The sequence below is a fragment of the Cellulomonas soli genome, from assembly GCF_013409305.1.
GTDB lineage: Bacteria > Actinomycetota > Actinomycetes > Actinomycetales > Cellulomonadaceae > Cellulomonas > Cellulomonas soli.
The window spans coordinates 3,830,592-3,847,750 of record NZ_JACBZJ010000001.1 but is presented as its reverse complement, the minus strand read 5'-3'; the positions used below and the strand labels follow the sequence as shown (position 1 = coordinate 3,847,750).

General features: G+C 71.9%; 15 protein-coding genes and 1 tRNA gene. 8 read left to right on the top strand and 8 right to left on the bottom strand.

All coding sequences use genetic code 11. The features are described from left to right. Positions 1-91 precede the first annotated feature (91 nt). Positions 92-165: transfer RNA gene (locus tag BKA22_RS17535), tRNA-Leu, on the bottom strand. 153 nt (positions 166-318) lie between these two features. On the opposite strand from BKA22_RS17535, the gene BKA22_RS17530 reads away from it, so the two are divergent. Both BKA22_RS17530 and BKA22_RS17525 read left to right on the top strand, forming a co-directional pair. Beyond that, entirely contained in the window at positions 319-999 is a 681-nt protein-coding gene (locus BKA22_RS17530; protein WP_146951994.1) for an ANTAR domain-containing response regulator, read from the top strand. A 212-nt stretch (positions 1,000-1,211) separates the two neighbouring features. Then, on the top strand, positions 1,212-2,480 hold the full coding sequence (locus tag BKA22_RS17525) for an ABC transporter substrate-binding protein (protein ID WP_146951993.1): 1,269 nt from the start codon (positions 1,212-1,214) through the stop codon (positions 2,478-2,480). Between the two features lie 88 nt (positions 2,481-2,568). Here the strand turns inward: BKA22_RS17525 and BKA22_RS17520 are convergent, their stop codons facing one another. From BKA22_RS17520 to BKA22_RS17500, 5 genes are all read right to left on the bottom strand, one after another. After that, positions 2,569-3,396, bottom strand: a complete 828-nt coding sequence (locus BKA22_RS17520) for an alpha/beta fold hydrolase (protein ID WP_179561843.1) — start codon at positions 3,394-3,396, stop codon at positions 2,569-2,571. Positions 3,397-3,464: 68 nt separating this feature from the next. After that, on the bottom strand, positions 3,465-4,283 hold the full coding sequence (locus BKA22_RS17515) for an ABC transporter ATP-binding protein (RefSeq protein WP_146951991.1): 819 nt from the start codon (positions 4,281-4,283) through the stop codon (positions 3,465-3,467). Then, positions 4,280-5,254 (bottom strand): ABC transporter ATP-binding protein, encoded by a 975-nt coding sequence (locus tag BKA22_RS17510; protein ID WP_146951990.1) that lies wholly within the window; start codon positions 5,252-5,254, stop codon positions 4,280-4,282. The genes BKA22_RS17515 and BKA22_RS17510 overlap by 4 nt, the downstream gene beginning before the upstream one ends. Continuing rightward, the gene (locus BKA22_RS17505) at positions 5,244-6,230 is read right to left on the bottom strand and encodes a branched-chain amino acid ABC transporter permease (RefSeq protein ID WP_146951989.1); all 987 of its coding nucleotides are present in this window, start codon (positions 6,228-6,230) and stop codon (positions 5,244-5,246) included. Before BKA22_RS17505 ends, BKA22_RS17510 begins: the two co-directional genes overlap by 11 nt. A 9-nt stretch (positions 6,231-6,239) precedes the next feature. Beyond that, the gene (locus tag BKA22_RS17500) at positions 6,240-7,649 is read right to left on the bottom strand and encodes a branched-chain amino acid ABC transporter permease (RefSeq protein ID WP_146951988.1); all 1,410 of its coding nucleotides are present in this window, start codon (positions 7,647-7,649) and stop codon (positions 6,240-6,242) included. Between the two features lie 288 nt (positions 7,650-7,937). Here BKA22_RS17500 and BKA22_RS17495 point away from each other — a divergent pair, with 288 nt between their 5' ends. Continuing rightward, positions 7,938-8,621 carry a GNAT family N-acetyltransferase gene (locus tag BKA22_RS17495; RefSeq protein WP_146951987.1) on the top strand — a complete coding sequence of 228 codons (684 nt, stop codon included), beginning with the start codon at positions 7,938-7,940 and terminating at the stop codon, positions 8,619-8,621. Here BKA22_RS17495 and BKA22_RS17490 read toward each other — a convergent pair. Further along, positions 8,537-8,983: a PaaI family thioesterase gene (locus tag BKA22_RS17490; protein WP_146951986.1), complete on the bottom strand. Its 447-nt coding sequence runs from the start codon at positions 8,981-8,983 to the stop codon at positions 8,537-8,539. The two genes, BKA22_RS17495 and BKA22_RS17490, sit on opposite strands and share 85 nt — an antisense overlap. Here BKA22_RS17490 and polA point away from each other — a divergent pair. Beyond that, positions 8,982-11,726, top strand: a complete 2,745-nt coding sequence (polA, locus tag BKA22_RS17485) for a DNA polymerase I (protein WP_146951985.1) — start codon at positions 8,982-8,984, stop codon at positions 11,724-11,726. The genes BKA22_RS17490 and polA overlap by 2 nt on opposite strands. Here polA and BKA22_RS17480 read toward each other — a convergent pair. Then, a complete protein-coding gene (locus BKA22_RS17480; protein WP_179561842.1) occupies positions 11,720-12,667 on the bottom strand; it encodes a class I SAM-dependent methyltransferase in 948 nt (315 codons plus the stop codon). The genes polA and BKA22_RS17480 overlap by 7 nt on opposite strands. Before the next feature lie 192 nt (positions 12,668-12,859). Here BKA22_RS17480 and BKA22_RS17475 point away from each other — a divergent pair, with 192 nt between their 5' ends. From BKA22_RS17475 to pcp, 4 genes are all read left to right on the top strand, one after another. After that, complete coding sequence (locus BKA22_RS17475; RefSeq protein WP_146951984.1) at positions 12,860-13,885, top strand: 6-phosphofructokinase; 1,026 nt, start codon at positions 12,860-12,862, stop codon at positions 13,883-13,885. A gap of 246 nt (positions 13,886-14,131) precedes the next feature. Continuing rightward, complete coding sequence (gene rpsA, locus BKA22_RS17470; protein WP_146951983.1) at positions 14,132-15,616, top strand: 30S ribosomal protein S1; 1,485 nt, start codon at positions 14,132-14,134, stop codon at positions 15,614-15,616. 143 nt (positions 15,617-15,759) lie between these two features. Then, positions 15,760-16,389 (top strand): dephospho-CoA kinase, encoded by a 630-nt coding sequence (gene coaE / locus BKA22_RS17465; protein ID WP_146951982.1) that lies wholly within the window; start codon positions 15,760-15,762, stop codon positions 16,387-16,389. Then, a complete protein-coding gene (pcp, locus tag BKA22_RS17460) occupies positions 16,386-17,033 on the top strand; it encodes a pyroglutamyl-peptidase I (RefSeq protein WP_146951981.1) in 648 nt (215 codons plus the stop codon). Before coaE ends, pcp begins: the two co-directional genes overlap by 4 nt. Positions 17,034-17,159: the final 126 nt, after the last annotated feature.

Below are 17,159 nucleotides of genomic sequence, written 5' to 3'. Positions count from 1 at the left end.
TGGTCTGGAGCTCGCGGATCTACAGGGTCGCCTGGGGACAGATTTGTCCCCCCGTGGGGACAGGAGGGGGTGTTTCCGCAGGTCAGACGGGTGCCCCGAGTGGGATTCGAACCCACACTGGATCGGGTTTGAGCCGAACGCCTCTGCCGGTTGGGCTATCGGGGCCGCTGAGAAGGATAGCCCGGGTCGGGCCGTGGGCCGAAGACCGAAGAGGGCGACGGGGGAGGAAGCCGTCCGCCCCCGGGTCCGCCGACACCGTGATCCGCGTCGCGCGGACGTTGCTGCCAGGCCCGCCGTCCTGCCGACTACTCTGTGCACGTGACCACTGACGAGACACCTGACGCCACCGAGGCGAGCGCTGCGCTCGACCTCAGCACCCCTGCCGCCCCCGCTGCCGCTCCGAGCCCGTCCGGTCGCCCCGCGCGCCGCGCGATCGTGGCCGAGGACGAGGCCCTGATCCGCATGGACGTCGTCGAGACGCTGCGCGACGCGGGCTTCGACGTGGTCGGTGAGGCCGGCGACGGCGAGACGGCGGTGGCGCTGGCCACCGAGCTCAAGCCGGACGTCGTCGTCATGGACGTCAAGATGCCCGAGCTGGACGGCATCTCCGCGGCCGAGCGCATCGGCAAGGCGCACCTGGCGCCGGTCGTGCTGCTGACCGCGTTCTCGCAGACCGAGCTGGTCGAGCGGGCGCGGGACGCCGGCGCGATGGCCTACGTGGTCAAGCCGTTCTCCCCGGCGGACCTGCTGCCCGCGGTCGAGATCGCGATCTCGCGGTACGCGCAGATCACGGCCCTGGAGTCCGAGGTCGCAGACCTGGCCGAGCGGTTCGAGACGCGCAAGCGCGTCGACCGTGCCAAGGGCCTGCTGATGACGAAGATGGGCCTGAGCGAGCCGGAGTCCTTCCGGTGGATCCAGAAGACGTCGATGGACCGGCGCCTGACGATGCGCGAGGTCGCCGACGCCGTCATCGAGCAGGTCGGTGCCGCCTCGGACTGAGGCGCAGCTCGTTCGCACACCCCACCCCGCGGTCACGGACCCGGTCGCCCCTCGGCGGCCGGGTCCTCGCGTTGTGTCACAAGTCGGCAACGACATATGACGAGACATCGGGCTTCACATCGTGGACACAAACTCTCAGTACGTTCGCGCCAACTTCGGAGCCGGTAGGCACGGTTCCGCAGAATCGCAGTACTCACAGAGGGGTACCACGGATGATGCGTTCGACACATGCACTGAGGGCTGCGGCCCTGGCAGGTGCCGCGGCACTCGCCCTGGCAGCGTGCGCCAGCAGCTCGGGCACCGCGGACGACGAGACGACGGACAGCGCCGCCGAGTCCAGCCCGCTGATCGTCGGCACGTTGCTGCCGCAGACGGGTTCGCTGGCCTTCCTCGGCCCGCCCGAGATCGCCGGCGTCGACCTGGCCATCGAGGAGATCAACGCGGCCGGAGGCGTCCTGGGCGCCGACGTGACCGCTGAGCACACCGACTCCTCGGATGCCGACCACGCTGAGGTCGCGACGCAGTCGGCCACCGAGCTGATCTCGAAGGACGTGTCCGTCGTCATCGGCGCGGCCTCGTCCTCCGTCACGCTCAACGTGATCGACGACATCACGGGCGCGAACATCGTGCAGATCTCGCCGGCGAACACCGCGACCAAGCTGTCCGGGTACTCGCCGTTCTACTTCCGCACCGCCCCGCCGGACACGGTCCAGGGCGCGGCGCTCGGCAACCTCATCACCGGTGACGGCCACGCGAACGTCGGCTTCCTCGTCTTCAACGACGACTACGGCACGTCGCTGCGTGACGTCGCCCAGGGGACCATCGAGGAGGCCGGTGCCACGGTCACCTACGGTGCCAAGGGTGCAGGCCAGGAGTTCGACCCGGCCGCCAGCTCCTTCTCGACGGACATCACGGCCCTCGTGGCCACGAAGCCCGACGCGGTCGCGGTGATCGCGTTCGAGCAGACCAAGCAGATCATCCCCGAGCTGGTCGCGGCGGGCATCCCGTCCTCGGCGATCTACCTGGTCGACGGCAACACGGCGGACTACTCGGCCGACTTCGAGGCCGGCACGCTCGAGGGTGCCCAGGGCACCATCCCGGGTGCGTTCCCGAGCGATGAGTTCCAGGAGCGCCTCAAGGGCGTCGACCCGTCGCTGACCGACTTCGCCTACGGGCCGGAGTCGTACGACGCGACGATCCTGGCCGCCCTCGCGGCGGTCAAGGGCGGGGCGACCGACGGGACGACGATCCAGGCCAACATGGCGGCCGTCTCGGGCGCCGACGGTGGCGAGGAGTGCTCCACGTTCGCCGACTGCGTCGCCCTCCTCGAGGACGGTTCGGACATCACGTACAAGGGTCAGGCGGGCATCGGCCCGTTCAACGCGGACAACGACCCGTCCTCGGCGTTCATCGGCGTCTACAAGTTCGGCGCCGACAACAAGAACGTCTGGGTGAAGGCCGTGGAGGGCTCGGTCGGCTGATCGAGCAGCTCCCCTGACGAGGGGCCGGTGCGGGTGACCCGCACCGGCCCTTTCGTCGTGTCCCGGGCGGAAGGCAGGCGGCCGTCGTTCAGTCCCGGCCGATCTGCAGCACGCGGGTGAAGCCGGGCTCGTCGGGGTCGTCGACGATCTCACGGCCGTCGAGCCAGGACGTGATCACGTGCGCGAGCTCACCCGGGTGGGAGAAGTTGAGCGCGTGTGCGGCGCCCTCGATGAGGGCCACCGTGACGTGCTCCGGCGCGATGCGCCCGACCTCGCGCACGCGGTGCGGCGGGGGCATCAGCGGGTCGCGGGAGCCGATCACCGCCAGCGCGGGCACGGAGACCTTGAGCAGCCGCTCGAGGGAGGGGAACCGGGTGAGCTCGCCGAACAGGTTCCAGGCGTTGACGGGACCGAACTGCAGGTAGTCCGGGACGGCGATCCGGGCCATCCGGCGGTCCTCGCGGCGCGCGTCGACCGCGAGCTGGCCGACGGCCCGGGTCAACGGCTGGTTGGCCAGCCCGCCGGCGGGCGAGACGAGGACCACGCGGTCGACCCGCTCGGGTGCGGCGTGCGCGACCTCGAGGATCACCGGGCACCCCATGGAGTTGCCGACGAGCACGACCCGGTCGAGCCCGAGCGCGTCCAGGGTGGCCAGCAGGGCGTGCGCCAGCGCCGGGATGCCCAGGGTGTGGTCCCAGCGGGCGCTGCGGCCGTAGCCGGGCAGGTCGGGCACAAGGTTGGTCGCCCGGAGGGCCAGCAGGCGCGCGGTCGGCATCATGTAGGTGCCGGAGATCGCGAAGCCGTGCACGTGCACGATCGGTACCGCGTCCGGGACCGCCGCGCTCTCGCGGTAGAAGACCTCGTGGCCCTCGACGGTCACGAAGCTCTCGGTCCACTCCGTCGTGCCGTGCTCCACCAGCCGATCGTGGCAGAGGGTCGCCTCCCGTGCGACAGGGGCGGCCGTCCGCCCCTGTCGCGGAGGGCTCAGGCCTCGGGTTCGGCGGTCGGTGCGGCCGAGGCAGCCGCCTCCACGTCGGCTGCGAGGGTGCCCAGGTACAGCTCGATGACCTTCGGGTCGTTCATGAGCTCACGCCCCGGCCCGGAGTAGGCATTGCGTCCCTGGTCGAGCACGTACGCCCGGTCGCAGATCTGCAGCGCCCGACGGGCGTTCTGCTCGACGATGACGACCGAGACGCCCGCCTTGTTGATCTTGCGGGTCCGGATGAACGTCTCGTCCTGACGCACGGGGGACAGGCCCGCCGACGGCTCGTCCAGCAGCAGCACGGACGGGTCCATCATGAGCGCGCGGGCCATCGCGACCATCTGCCGCTCGCCGCCGGACAGCGAGCCCGCACGCTGCTTGCGCCGGTCGCCCAGCGTGGGGAACAGGTCGACGATGAACGCGAACCGCTCCTCGAACCGCTTGGGCGCCTGGTAGAGGCCCATCTGCAGGTTCTCCTCGATGCTGAGCGAGGGGAACACGTTGTTCGTCTGCGGCACGAAACCCACGCCACGGCGCACCAGGGAGTCGGCACGGTGGTTGGTGATGTCCTCGTCCTTGAGGGTCACGGACCCCTCCCGGATACGCACCAGGCCGAACAGGGCCTTCAGGAGCGTCGATTTGCCGGCGCCGTTCGGGCCGATGATGCCGACCAGCTCACCGGGGTGCACCACGAGGTTGCAGCCGTTGAGGATGTCGACCCCGGGCAGGTAGCCGGCGAACACGTCGGTGGCCGCCAGCAGGGGGTTGCCCTCGGGTGCGCCTCGGTGCACGGCGACGTCGCCCGCGGTGGTGGTGCTCATCGCTTCTCCTCGCGCTCGGCGTCCTCGACCCGCTCCTCGGCCGCGAGCTCCTCGACGACCTCGTCGTCCAGGAGGCTGTCGTCGCCCAGGTCGGTGTCGTGGTGCTTGCCCAGGTACGCGTCGACGACGGCCTGGTCCTGCATGACCGACTCCGGCGGTCCCTCCGCCACGATGCGGCCCTCGGCCATCACCACGACCCAGTCGGAGATGTGCCGGACCATGTGCATGTCGTGCTCGACGAACAGCACCGTGGTGCCGTCGTCGCGCAGCGCCTGGATGTGCCCCAGCAGCGACTGCGTCAGCGCCGGGTTCACCCCGGCCATCGGCTCGTCCAGCATCACCATGGTCGGCTTGCTCATCAGCGCGCGGGCCATCTCGAGGAGCTTGCGCTGACCGCCCGACAGGCTGCCCGCGTAGTCGTCGCGCTTGGTGTCGAGCTTGAACCGGGCGAGGAGCTCCTCGGCCTGCTCGGTGATCTCCCGCTCCCGCGCCCGCCACAGCGGCGGCACGAGCGCCTTGACGATGTTCTCCCCGGGCTGGCCGGTGGCACCCAGGCGCATGTTCTCGATGACGGTCATGCGGCTGAGCGCCTTCGTCAGCTGGAACGTGCGCACCATGCCCGAGCGGGCGACCTTCGCCGCAGGGACCCCGGACAGCGAACGCTCCTCGAACGTCCACCGGCCCGTGCTCGGCTTGTCGAAACCGGTGAGCAGGTTGAACAGCGTCGTCTTGCCGGCACCGTTGGGACCGATGAGCGCGGTGATCGCCCCGCGCTGCACCTCGAGGTGCTCGACGTCGACGGCCGTCATACCACCGAAGTGCCGGGTGACGTCGTCGGCGACGACGATCGCGTCGGGCTTGGGGACCCCGGGCCGGTGCTCGACGAAGGCGAGGTCGGCCTTGACCCGGTCCCGGCCGTTGGTCGTGGTGGCGGCGCCACGGGTGGGGGTGGGAGTGGGCTCAGCGGACATCGATCGCCAGCTCCTTCTTGTCGCCGAGGATCCCCTGTGGTCGGAAGATCACGAGGAGCATGAGCGTGACGCCGACGACGATCCAGCCGAACTGCTCGATCTGCTCGGTCCGCATGATCGACTCGGGGACGCCGGCTCGCAGGACCGACTTGATGAGCATGAGCGCGACCCAGAAGATGATCGACCCGAGCACGGGCCCGAACACGGTCGCGGCACCGCCCAGCAGCAGGATCGTCCAGATGAAGAACGTCATCGGGCGTCCCATCGAGTCGGGCTGCACGGCCCGGGGCAGGACGTAGATGATGCCCGCCAGTGCGCCGAACACCCCGCCGAGCACGAGCGACTGCATCTTGTAGGAGTAGACGTTCTTGCCGAGCGAGCGCACGGCGTCCTCGTCCTCGCGGATGCCCTTGAGCACCCGGCCCCACGGTGAGCGCAGCAGCAGCCAGACGAAGAGGCAGGCGAGCGCGACGACCCCCCAGCCGACCAGGCGCACCCACCACGAGTTCGACATGTTCGTCGAGTACTCGAACGGCCCGATCGCGAGCGTCGTGTCGGGGAAGGGCGACAGCGCCTGGAAGGTGTCCTTGTACTCGTTGCCGCGCAGGCCGGACGAGGCGCCGGTGAGCTCGGTCAGCGCCGTCGAACGACCGACGAGGCGGACGATCTCCGCCGCGGCGATCGTGACGATCGCCAGGTAGTCGCCCCGCAGCTTCAGCGTCGGGATGCCCAGCATGACGGCGAACACGACGGCGGCCGCGATGGCCACGAGGACCGCTGCCCACAGCGGCCAGCCGGCGATCGTGGCGATGGCGAAGCCGTACGCACCGATGAGCAGGAAGCCAGCCTGCCCCATGTTCATCAGGCCGGTGAGCCCGAAGTGCACGTTGAGGCCGACCGCGGCGAGCGCGTAGGCGGCGGTCGTCGGGGCGAAGATCTCGCCCGCGGCGTTGGTGAGGATGCCGGACCAGTCCATGACGCTCCCTTAGCCGATCCGCTCGGCCCGACCCAGGATCCCCTGGGGTCGGAAGAGCAGCACGAGGATGAGGATGAGCAGCGCACCGGCGTACCGCATGTCGCTGGGGATGACGAGGTTGGACATCTCGACGACGAGACCGATGACGATCGAGCCGGCGAGGGCCCCGAACGCCTGACCGAGGCCGCCGAGCGTCACCGCGGCGAACATGAGCAGCAGCAGCGCCCCGCCCATGTTCCAGCCCGTGGCGTTGAGGTAGAGGCCCATGAGGACGCCGCCGAGCGCCGCGAGCCCGGCCCCGATCGTCCAGACGAGCCGGATGATGCCCTCGACGCTGATGCCGGACGCGGCGGCGAGCGCCGGGTTGTCCGACACGGCGCGGGTGGCCCGCCCGACCCGGGTGCCGAGCAGGAAGTAGGCCACCGCGGCGAGCACGACGACCGCGATCAGCAGCGACCACAGCGACGTCTGGCTGATCCGCACCGAACCGATCGTGACCGTCACCGGGTTGGCGGTGACGATGCGCAGCGCCCCGGCGCCGAAGAAGAACTGGAACGTGTACTGCAGGGCCATCGACAGGCCGATCGTCACGATCATCTGCTGGGTGGCCCCGACGCGCCGCTTGCGCAGCTTGTGCCAGAGCCCGGCGTCCTGCAGCCAGCCGCTCGCCGCACCGAGCGCCACCGCGAGCACGCCCGAGACGACGAGCGGCAGCCCGAGCGTCTGGCAGCCGATGTAGGCCAGGATCCCGCCGAGCGTGACCTGCTCGCCGTGCGCGAAGTTGCTCAGCCCGGTGGTGCCGTAGATGAGCGAGAGCCCGACCGAGGCCAGGGCGAGCAGCACGCCGAACACGAGCCCGTTCGACGCCTGCTGCCACACGCGGGTCCAGGACACCGAGGTCCCGGTCTCGGCAGGCGCGGAGGTGTCGCCGGGCGCGTCCGTCGGTGCGTCGGTGGCACCCGCCGTGGGGGAGGTCGCGTCAGCCGTCGGTGCGCCCAGCGGGAACAGCGCCCCCGCCGAGGCGCCGAGGCTCACCGTGACCGTCCGCGGGTTGCCTGCCGGGTCGCGCAGCTCCTCGCCCGCGGGGAGTGTCGTGACGTCCAGCGTGACCGTGTACTCACCGGCCGCGGTCACCGCGGCCGACCAGCGGCCCTCGGCGTCCGACGTGGCGCTCGTCGTCGTGCCGGCACCGGCCACGTCGAGGCGGACCCCGACCGCAGGGTCTCCCGCCGCCGTCCGGATCGTGCCGTTGATGCAACCGGTGGACCCGTCGGCCGTGCAGGTGGTCGTGGCGGCGTGCGCCGGGGGAGCGAGCAGGACCGTCAGCGTGCACGCGAGGGCGAGCAGCGCAGCGGCTGCCGCCAGGACCGCGCGGCGTCGCCGGGGGGTCGTGCGGTCCAGGGTGGCGACAGATCGCACCTGGGACCTCCGTCCGTCAGTCGGGAGTCGCGGCCGTCGATGGTCGACGGCGCTCGCCGGCCGGGCGTCGCCCACCGGGTGGCAGGACCATAGGGAGGCTTTGTGTCCTTCTGGTTTCGACCATGTGCGCGGCGTGGTCCGGCTCTCGCGGGCGCCGCTCAGGTTCGTCCGGGTCCAGGACTAGGCAGCGGTCACCGGGGTGAGACATGATCGTCGTCGGCACCGCCGCAGGGCAGAGGCGTCGCCTGACCATCGGATCCCTTCCGTCCGTCTGGAGGCCTGTCAGCCGTGCGCCCTGGTGTCGACGTCCGCCCCGCCCGTCCCGAGGACCTGGACGACCTGGTCGCGCTGTGCCTGGCCGCACGCGAGGAGTCGGCCGTCGGGGCGCAGCTGTGCACGGACGACGGGGTGCGCCTGCGCGGCCAGATCGGCGCCCTCCTGGCGGTCCCCGGCGGGCAGGTGCTGCTCGCACGGCTCGACGACGTCCCGGCGGGCCTGCTCATCGGCCGGCTCGTGGGCCCGGGGCCGTTCACGGACGTGACGAGCTTCAACCTCGAGGCCGTCTACGTCGTGCCCGACGCCCGTCGACGAGGGCTGGGCCACGCGCTGCTCACCGGTGCGCTCGAGGTGGCCGGCACGGGCGGCGCGACCGAGGTGTACGCAGCCCCGCTGCCGGGCGCCCGCGGCATGCACCGGTTCCTGGCCCGGTTGGGGTTCGCCCCGGTCGCCGCGCACCGGGTGGTCACGACCTCGGCGTTGCAGCGGCGTCTGGCGCACGAGGGTGCCGGGACGTCAGGCCGCCGCGCGGCGCGCGGCCTGGAGGACCTGATCGCGCGCCGCCGGCAGACCCGCGCAGCCGGCGTCCCCGTCTCGACCGGGGCCCTCGCTCAGGTCCGTGCGTCGACCAGCATGCAGGTCAGCCTGGCCGTGCAGAGCAGCCGGCCGCCGGAGTCCTCGACCACCACCTGGTAGCTCGCCAACGTCGAACCCAGGTGCAGCGCCGTCGCCGTACCGGTCACGACGCCCTCACGCACCGAGCGGTGGTGCGTCGCGTTGAGCTCGATCCCCATCGCCAGACGCCCCGGCCCCGCATGGACCTGCGCGGCGTACGAGCCGACCGTCTCGGCGAGCGCCGCCGACGCACCGCCGTGCAGCACGCCGAAGGGCTGGGTGTTGCCCGCCACGGGCATGGTCGCCACGGTCCGTCGCGCACCGACCTCGACGAACGTGATGCCCATCCGTTCCATCAGCGTTCCGGTCGTGCCGGGCAACGTCAGGCCCGCGCCGGCGAGCGGGTCCGAGGGGGCAGCGGACGGTGCGGGGGTGTCGGCCATGGCAGATAGGTTGGCACCCGTGAGCGACGCGCTGCCAGCAGGCACCCCCACGACCCGCCCGCGGCTGCTCCTGGTGGACGGGCACTCGATGGCCTACCGGGCCTTCTTCGCCCTCCCGGTCGAGAAGTTCGCCAGCTCCACGGGCCAGCCGACCAACGCCGTGTTCGGCTTCACCTCGATGCTCGCCAACCTGCTGCGCGACGAGGCACCCACGCACGTCGCGGTCGCCTTCGACCTGGCCCGGACCACGTTCCGGACCGAGCGCTACCCCGAGTACAAGGGCACCCGGGACGCCTCGCCCGAGCCCTTCAAGGGGCAGGTGCCGATCATCCGGCAGCTGCTGGAGACCATGCACGTGGCCGTCCTCGACAAGCCAAACTTCGAGGCCGACGACATCCTCGCCACGCTCGCCGCGCAGGCCCGCGCGCAGGGCATGGAGGTCCTCGTCTGCACGGGCGACCGCGACGCCCTCCAGCTCGTCAACGAGGACGTGACGGTCCTCTACCCGGTCAAGGGCGTCTCCGAGCTGGCACGCATGACCCCCGCCGCGGTCGAGGCGCGCTACGGGGTGGGCCCCGAGCGCTACCCCGACCTCGCGGCGCTCGTGGGGGAGACGAGCGACAACCTCCCCGGCGTCCCCGGCGTCGGGCCCAAGACCGCAGCGAAGTGGATCACCGCCTACGGCGGCCTCGAGGGCGTGCTCGCCTCGGCGGAGCAGGTGCCGGGCAAGGCCGGCGAGTCGCTGCGCGCCCACCTCGACCAGGTGGCCCTCAACCGTGAGCTCAACCGCCTCGTGGACGACCTCGACCTGCCGCTCGGGCCCGCCGACCTCGCCGTGCAGCCCTGGGACCGCCCGGCGCTGCACACCCTGCTCGACGAGCTCGAGTTCCGTACGCTGCGCGACCGGCTCTTCGCGATGCTGCCCGACGACGGCGCGGATGCCTCGACCCAGACCCAGGCGGCACCGCTCGACCTCGTGGAGCTGGCGCCGGGCGGGCTCGCGGGCTGGCTGGCGGCACGCGCCCGGACCCCGCTCGCGCTCGACGTGCGCGGCACCGGCGCGCCCGCCGCAGGAGACGCCTGGGGCGTGGCGCTCGCGGACGGCGACGGCCAGGCTGTCGCCTACGACCTCGCGGACATCACGACAGCCGACGAGCAGGCGCTCGCCGCGTGGCTCGCGGATGCGGACGCGCCCAAGGTCGTGCACGCCTCCAAGGCGGCCTGGCACGCGCTCGCGGGCCGCGGGCTTCCGCTGGCCGGCGTCACCTTCGACACCGAGCTGGCCGCCTACCTGTGCCAGCCGGACCGCCGCGCCTACGACCTGGCCGACCTCGCGATCGGTTACCTGCACCGTGAGCTCGGGGCCGACGACGCCTCGGCGGCCCAGGGCTCGCTCGACCTCGACCTCGGAGGGACGGACGAGGCCCGTCGTGCCGGTGAGCGCGCGGCGGCCGTGCGTGACCTGTCCGAGGTGCTCGCCGGCGAGCTGGCGGACCGGGGTGCCGGCGGCCTGCTCGACGAGCTCGAGCTGCCGCTCGTCGACGTCCTGGCCCGGATGGAGCGGACCGGCATCGCGATCGACGGCGACTACCTGTCGGGGCTCGAACGGACCTTCGACGCGGCCGTCCAGGGCGCCGCCGCCGAGGCGTACGCGGTGATCGGGCGCGAGGTGAACCTCGGGTCGCCGAAGCAGCTCCAGGAGGTCCTGTTCGACCAGCTGGGCATGCCCCGGACGAAGAAGATCAAGACCGGCTACACCACCGACGCCGCAGCGCTGACCGACCTGTTCGCCCGGACGCAGCACCCGTTCCTCGAGCACCTGCTGGCGCACCGCGACGCGATCCGGCTCCGGCAGACGGTCGAAGGGCTCCTGAGGTCCGTCGGTGCGGACGGGCGGATCCACACGACGTTCCAGCAGACGATCGCGGCGACGGGCCGGCTGTCGTCGACCGACCCCAACCTGCAGAACATCCCGATCCGCACCGAGGCCGGTCGGCAGATCCGTCGGGCGTTCGTCGTGGGGACCCGGCACGAGACGCTGCTCACCGCCGACTACTCGCAGATCGAGATGCGGATCATGGCCCACCTGTCCGGTGACGAGGGCCTGATCGCCGCGTTCCGTTCCGGTGAGGACCTGCACAGCTATGTCGGGTCACGCGTGTTCGGCGTCCCGACCGACGAGGTCACGCCCGCGATGCGCTCGAAGATCAAGGCGATGAGCTACGGCCTGGCGTACGGCCTGTCGTCCTACGGCCTGTCCCAGCAGCTCTCGGTCGAGGTCGGCGAGGCCTCGGCCCTCATGGCCGACTACTTCGAGCGCTTCGGCGGCGTGCGCGACTACCTCACGGGCGTCGTCGACGTCGCCCGGGCGACCGGTTGGACGGCGACGATCCTCGGACGCCGTCGCTACCTGCCGGACCTGACCAGTGACAACCGCCAGCGACGCGAGGTCGCCGAGCGGATGGCGCTGAACGCGCCGATCCAGGGCAGCGCGGCCGACCTCATCAAGGTCGCGATGCTCGGTGTCGACCGCGAGCTGACCCGGCGGGCACTGGGCTCACGCCTGCTCCTGCAGGTGCACGACGAGCTCGTGCTCGAGGTGGCACCGGGTGAGCGCGAGGAGGTCGAGGCGCTGGTCCGCGAGCAGATGGGCGCCGCGGGGGACCGGGTCCCGGGCGGGTTCGACGTGCCGTTGGACGTCTCGGTGGGGGTGGGCGGCAGCTGGCACGAGGCCGGTCACTGACCTCGTTCGCCCGGGGGCAGGTGGGTCACGAAGATCGCGGTTCCCGGCAGCCGCGCACCGCGCACCGGGCCCCAGCCGCCCCACGTGCGTTCGTGACCCTCGGGCCACGTGGGCTCCACGAGCCGGTCCAGCACGAACCCGGCGCCGACGAGCTCGGCGACGTGGTCACCGAGCGTCCGGTGGTACTCGGCGTAGAGCACCTTCCCCGAGCGGCCGATCTCCACGTAGGGGCGCCGGTCGAAGTACGAGCGGGTCGCCGTCAGCCCGCCCTCGCCCGGGTCGTCGGGGAAGGCCCAGCGCACGGGGTGCGTCACCGCGAACACCCAACGACCGCCCGGCCGCAGCACGCGGGCGACCTCGGCGTGCACGCGGGCGGCGTCGGGCACGAAGGGGATCGCCCCGTAGGCCGTGAACGCCACGTCGAACGAGGCGTCCGCGAACGGCAGCGCACGGGCGTCCGCCTGGACGAGCGCCGTGCTGGTCCCCGCGGCGGTGTCCAGCCGTCGTCCCGCGGCCAGCATGCCGCCGGACACGTCGGTCGCGACGGCGTGCGCCCCCTGGCCGGCGAGCCATCGCGAGCACTGCGCGGCGCCTGCACCGATCTCGAGCACCCGTGCCCCGACGACGTCGCCGAGCAGGTGCGCGTCGGCCTCCCGCAGACCCTCGGGGCACCAGCACAGGTCCGCCGCGCCGAGGAAGTCGCCGTGCTCGGCCAGGTACTCCTCGGCGTTGGCGTCCCACCATCCCCGTCCGGCCCGGCCGCCGTCGGCGTCCGGCACCTCGCGGTAGCCGGCCTCCTCGAGCGCGTCCTGATCGTCGTCGACGCCGTCGTCGCGCGGCTCGACGGACGGCTCCGTAGACGGGTCGACGGCCGAGCCGGCGGGTGAGGCGGGGGGCGTCGTGGTGGCGGGCCGGTGGGGTGAGGGAGTCGGCGAGCTCATGCCCGCAGTCTGCCGGAGAGCGCCACGCCGACGTCGACGCGCGACGCGCCGGGCCGCCTGGGACCGAAGGCACGAGCGAGGCACGTGTCGCTCGATAGGCTGACGGCACGGATGCCCGAGGACGCGCTCCGTTCCCCCTGATGAAGCCCTGAAGCGGGACCCGTGGGTCCCGGTGTCGAAGGAGTGCCCAGCGTGCGAGTCGGACTGCTGACCGGTGGCGGCGACGTCCCGGGCCTGAACGCCGCGATCCGAGCGGTCGTCAAGCGAGGCGAAGGGGAGCACGGCCACTCGATCGTCGGCTTCCGCAACGGTTGGCGCGGGGTCGTGGACGGTGACGTCCAGCCCCTGACCCGCGGCCACATCCGCAACGTGCTGTCGGTGGGCGGGACGCTCCTGGGCACCGCGCGGTACCACCCCCACTCCTCGGACGGTGGCCTGGACGCGGTCATGGCCACGCTCGAGGCGGAGCGGATCGAGGCGCTGATCTGCATCGGCGGTGACGGCACGCTGCACGCGGCGTCGAAGGTCGCCGAGGCGGGCGTGAAGATCGTCGCGATCCCCAAGACGATCGACAACGACGTGTGGGGCACCGACCGCTCGATCGGCTTCGACTCCGCGGTGTCCATCGCGACCGAGGCCGTCGACCGGATCCACACGACCGCCGAGTCGCACAACCGCGTGATGATCGTCGAGGTCATGGGTCGTACCGCGGGCTGGATCGCGGTGACCGCCGGCATCGCGGGCGGCGCCGAGCTCGTGCTGGCGCCCGAGGACCCCTTCGACATCGAGAAGGTCGTCCGCTTCCTCAAGCACCGTCACCGTGCGCACGCGAGCTTCTCGATCGTCGTCGTGGCCGAGGGCGCGGTGCCCGCGGAGGGCACGGCGATGCACTACGAGACGCAGGTCGGCAAGTTCGGCGAGATCGTCGCGGGTGCGATCGGTGAGCGGCTCAAGGCCGAGATCGAGGCGCGGACCGGGTTCGACACGCGTGTCACGGTCCTGGGCCACACGCAGCGTGGCGGCGTCCCCACGCCCACGGACCGGATCCTCGGCTCGCGGTTCGGCGTCGCGGCGATCGACGCGATCACGCGCGGCGAGTCGAACGTGATGACCGCGCTGCGTGGCGAGGAGGTCGTGCTGGTCCCGCTGAGCGAGGTCGCCGGCAAGGTCAAGCACGTGCCCGCGAGCCTGCTGGACGTGGCGCGGGCGCTCGCCTGACCGGTTCCTCCGGTACGGCGGCGACTGCTCGTCCTGGTGGCGACGGCCGCCGCCGTGCCTTCTCCGGTCGAGGGCCCTCGGGCCTTTGACCACCCCACGTCCCACCGATAGGGTGGACGGCGGTGCCGCGCGCCTTCATGCGCACGTCTTGGCGTACATCGCACCGCAACCAGCAGTTCCCCGTGCCGTCCGGCACGTACCCCTCTGTCCGCACAACTTCCTGTCCGTATCGGAGCCCATCCCTACATGAGCATCTCCACCCCCGCGAAGCCCGCAAGCCCGCAGGTCGCGGTCAACGACATCGGCTCGGCCGAGGACTTCCTCGCTGCCGTCGACGCCACCATCAAGTACTTCAACGATGGCGACATCGTCGAGGGCACCATCGTCAAGGTCGACCGCGACGAGGTCCTTCTCGACATCGGCTACAAGACCGAGGGCGTCATCCCCTCCCGTGAGCTGTCCATCAAGCACGACGTGGACCCCGGTGAGGTCGTCAAGGTCGGCGACGCGGTCGAGGCCCTCGTCCTCCAGAAGGAGGACAAGGAAGGCCGGCTGATCCTGTCGAAGAAGCGTGCGCAGTACGAGCGCGCGTGGGGCACGATCGAGAAGATCAAGGAGGAGGACGGCGTCGTCACCGGCACCGTCATCGAGGTCGTCAAGGGCGGCCTCATCCTCGACATCGGTCTGCGCGGCTTCCTGCCCGCCTCGCTCGTCGAGATGCGTCGTGTGCGCGACCTCCAGCCGTACGTCGGCAAGGAGATCGAGGCCAAGATCATCGAGCTCGACAAGAACCGCAACAACGTGGTCCTGTCGCGCCGTGCCTGGCTCGAGCAGACGCAGTCGGAGGTCCGCTCGACCTTCCTGCAGACGCTGCAGAAGGGCCAGGTCCGGCCCGGTGTCGTGTCCTCGATCGTCAACTTCGGTGCGTTCGTCGACCTGGGCGGCGTGGACGGCCTCGTGCACGTCTCCGAGCTGTCCTGGAAGCACATCGACCACCCGTCCGAGGTCGTCGAGGTCGGCCAGGAGGTCACCGTCGAGGTCCTCGACGTCGACTTCGACCGCGAGCGTGTCTCCCTGTCGCTGAAGGCGACGCAGGAGGACCCGTGGCAGGCCTTCGCCCGGACGCACGCCATCGGCCAGGTCGTCCCCGGCAAGGTCACCAAGCTCGTCCCCTTCGGTGCGTTCGTGCGCGTCGAGGACGGCATCGAGGGCCTGGTGCACATCTCGGAGCTGGCCGTGCGCCACGTCGAGATCCCGGAGCAGGTCGTCCAGGTCGGCGACGACGTCTTCGTCAAGGTCATCGACATCGACCTGGAGCGTCGCCGCATCTCGCTGTCGCTCAAGCAGGCGAACGAGGGCTTCGACCCGGCCAGCGAGGACTTCGACCCCGCGCTGTACGGCATGGCGGCGGAGTACGACGAGGCCGGCAACTACAAGTACCCCGAGGGCTTCGACCCGACGACGAACGAGTGGCTCGAGGGCTTCGAGACGCAGCGTGAGGCGTGGGAGGCGGAGTACGCCAAGGCGCACGAGCGCTGGGAGGCGCACCGCAAGCAGGTCGCCGACGCCGCGAAGGCGGACGCCGAGGCTGCTGGCGACGCGTCGACCGGTGGCGGCGGTGGCGGCGGCGCCGTGCCGTCGACCTACTCGTCCTCGACCGAGGAGGCCACCGGCACCCTCGCGTCCGACGAGGCGCTCGCCGCTCTGCGCGAGAAGCTCACGGGCAACTGACCTCGCGGGGCTGACGCCCCGCCCGGTTCCTTCGACGGGCCGGTCACCCTCCGGGGTGGCCGGCCCGTCGGCGTCCCCGGAGATGCGGGCGTCGTGCGGCCCGGACCTCTGCGCCGGGCGGCGTCCTCGGGCAGGATGGTCAGATGCAACGGATCGGGTTGACCGGGGGGATCGCGGCAGGCAAGTCCGTCGCGGCCCGACGTCTGACCGAGCTGGGGGCGGTGGTCGTCGACAGCGACGCGCTCGCGCGCGAGGCGGTGGCTGCGGGCTCGCCGGGGCTCGAGCAGGTCGTCGAGGAGTTCGGCCCCGGTGTGCTGACGGCCGAGGGCGATCTCGACCGGGCGGCGCTGGCGGACGTGGTCTTCGCCGACCCGGAGCGCCGGGCACGGCTGAACGCGGTCGTGCACCCGATCGTGCGTCGGCTGGCCGCCGAACGTGAGGCCGCCGCCGCGGCGCTCGACAAGGGGGCCGTGGTCGTGCACGACATCCCGCTGCTGGTCGAGACGGGGCAGGCCGACACGTTCCACGTGCTGGTCGTCGTGCAGGCGCCCGCGGTCCTGCGGGTCGAGAGGCTCGTGCGGCTGCGCGGCATGGCGCGTGAGCAGGCCGAGGCGCGGGTGGCCGCGCAGGCCACCGACGAGCAGCGGCTCGCGGTCGCGGACGTCGTGCTCGACGGCGAGGGTTCGGACGACGACCTGCGGGCGCAGGTGGACCAGCTGTGGGAGCGGCTTCGCTCGGAGCGTGCGGACGAGCTCGCGGCGGAGGTTCCGTGACCCGGGTGCTGCTGACCGGCTTCGGTGCCTTCGAGGGGCAGTCGGTGAACGCGTCGTGGCGTGCCGTGCACGGGCTCGCGGAGAGCTGGGACGCGGTGGCCGAGGGCGCCGAGCTGCACGTGCGGGAGCTGCCCGTCTCCTTCCGTCGCGCGCCGACCGTCCTCGAGGCAGCCCTGGTCGACGTGCGGCCGGACGTCGTGGTGTGCGTCGGTGAGGCCGGGGGACGTGGGGCGGTGGGCCTGGAGCGGGTCGCGGTCAACCTGGTGGACGCGCGGATCGCCGACGTCGACGGTGCGGCGCCGGTCGACGTCCCGGTCGTGCCCGGTGCGCCGGCCGCACACTGGGCGACGCTGCCGGTGAAGGACTGCGTCGCCGCGGTGCGAGCCGTGGGGGTCCCGGCGGAGGTCTCGCTCAGCGCGGGCACCTACGTGTGCAACGCGACGTTCTTCACGCTCATGCACGCCCTGCGCTCGGACCCCTCGATCCGTGCGGGGTTCGTGCACGTGCCTCGGACGCCCGAGCAGGTCCCCCCGGGTGGTCCCGGCCTGGAGACGAGGCTCACGGTCGACGCGCTGCGCGCCGTGCTGCGGGCGGCGACGACCGCGGTGCAGGACCTGAGGGTCTCGGCGGGCACGTTGTCGTGAGGCCGGTCCGCCCGTCCTGACGGGCCGGCGGGGTGGTACGGCTCAGCCGCGCGGGTGAACGCGCAGATCCGCAGGCCCGGACCCCTCGTGGTCGACCGTCCATGTTCGCTACGGTGCGTCCAGGAC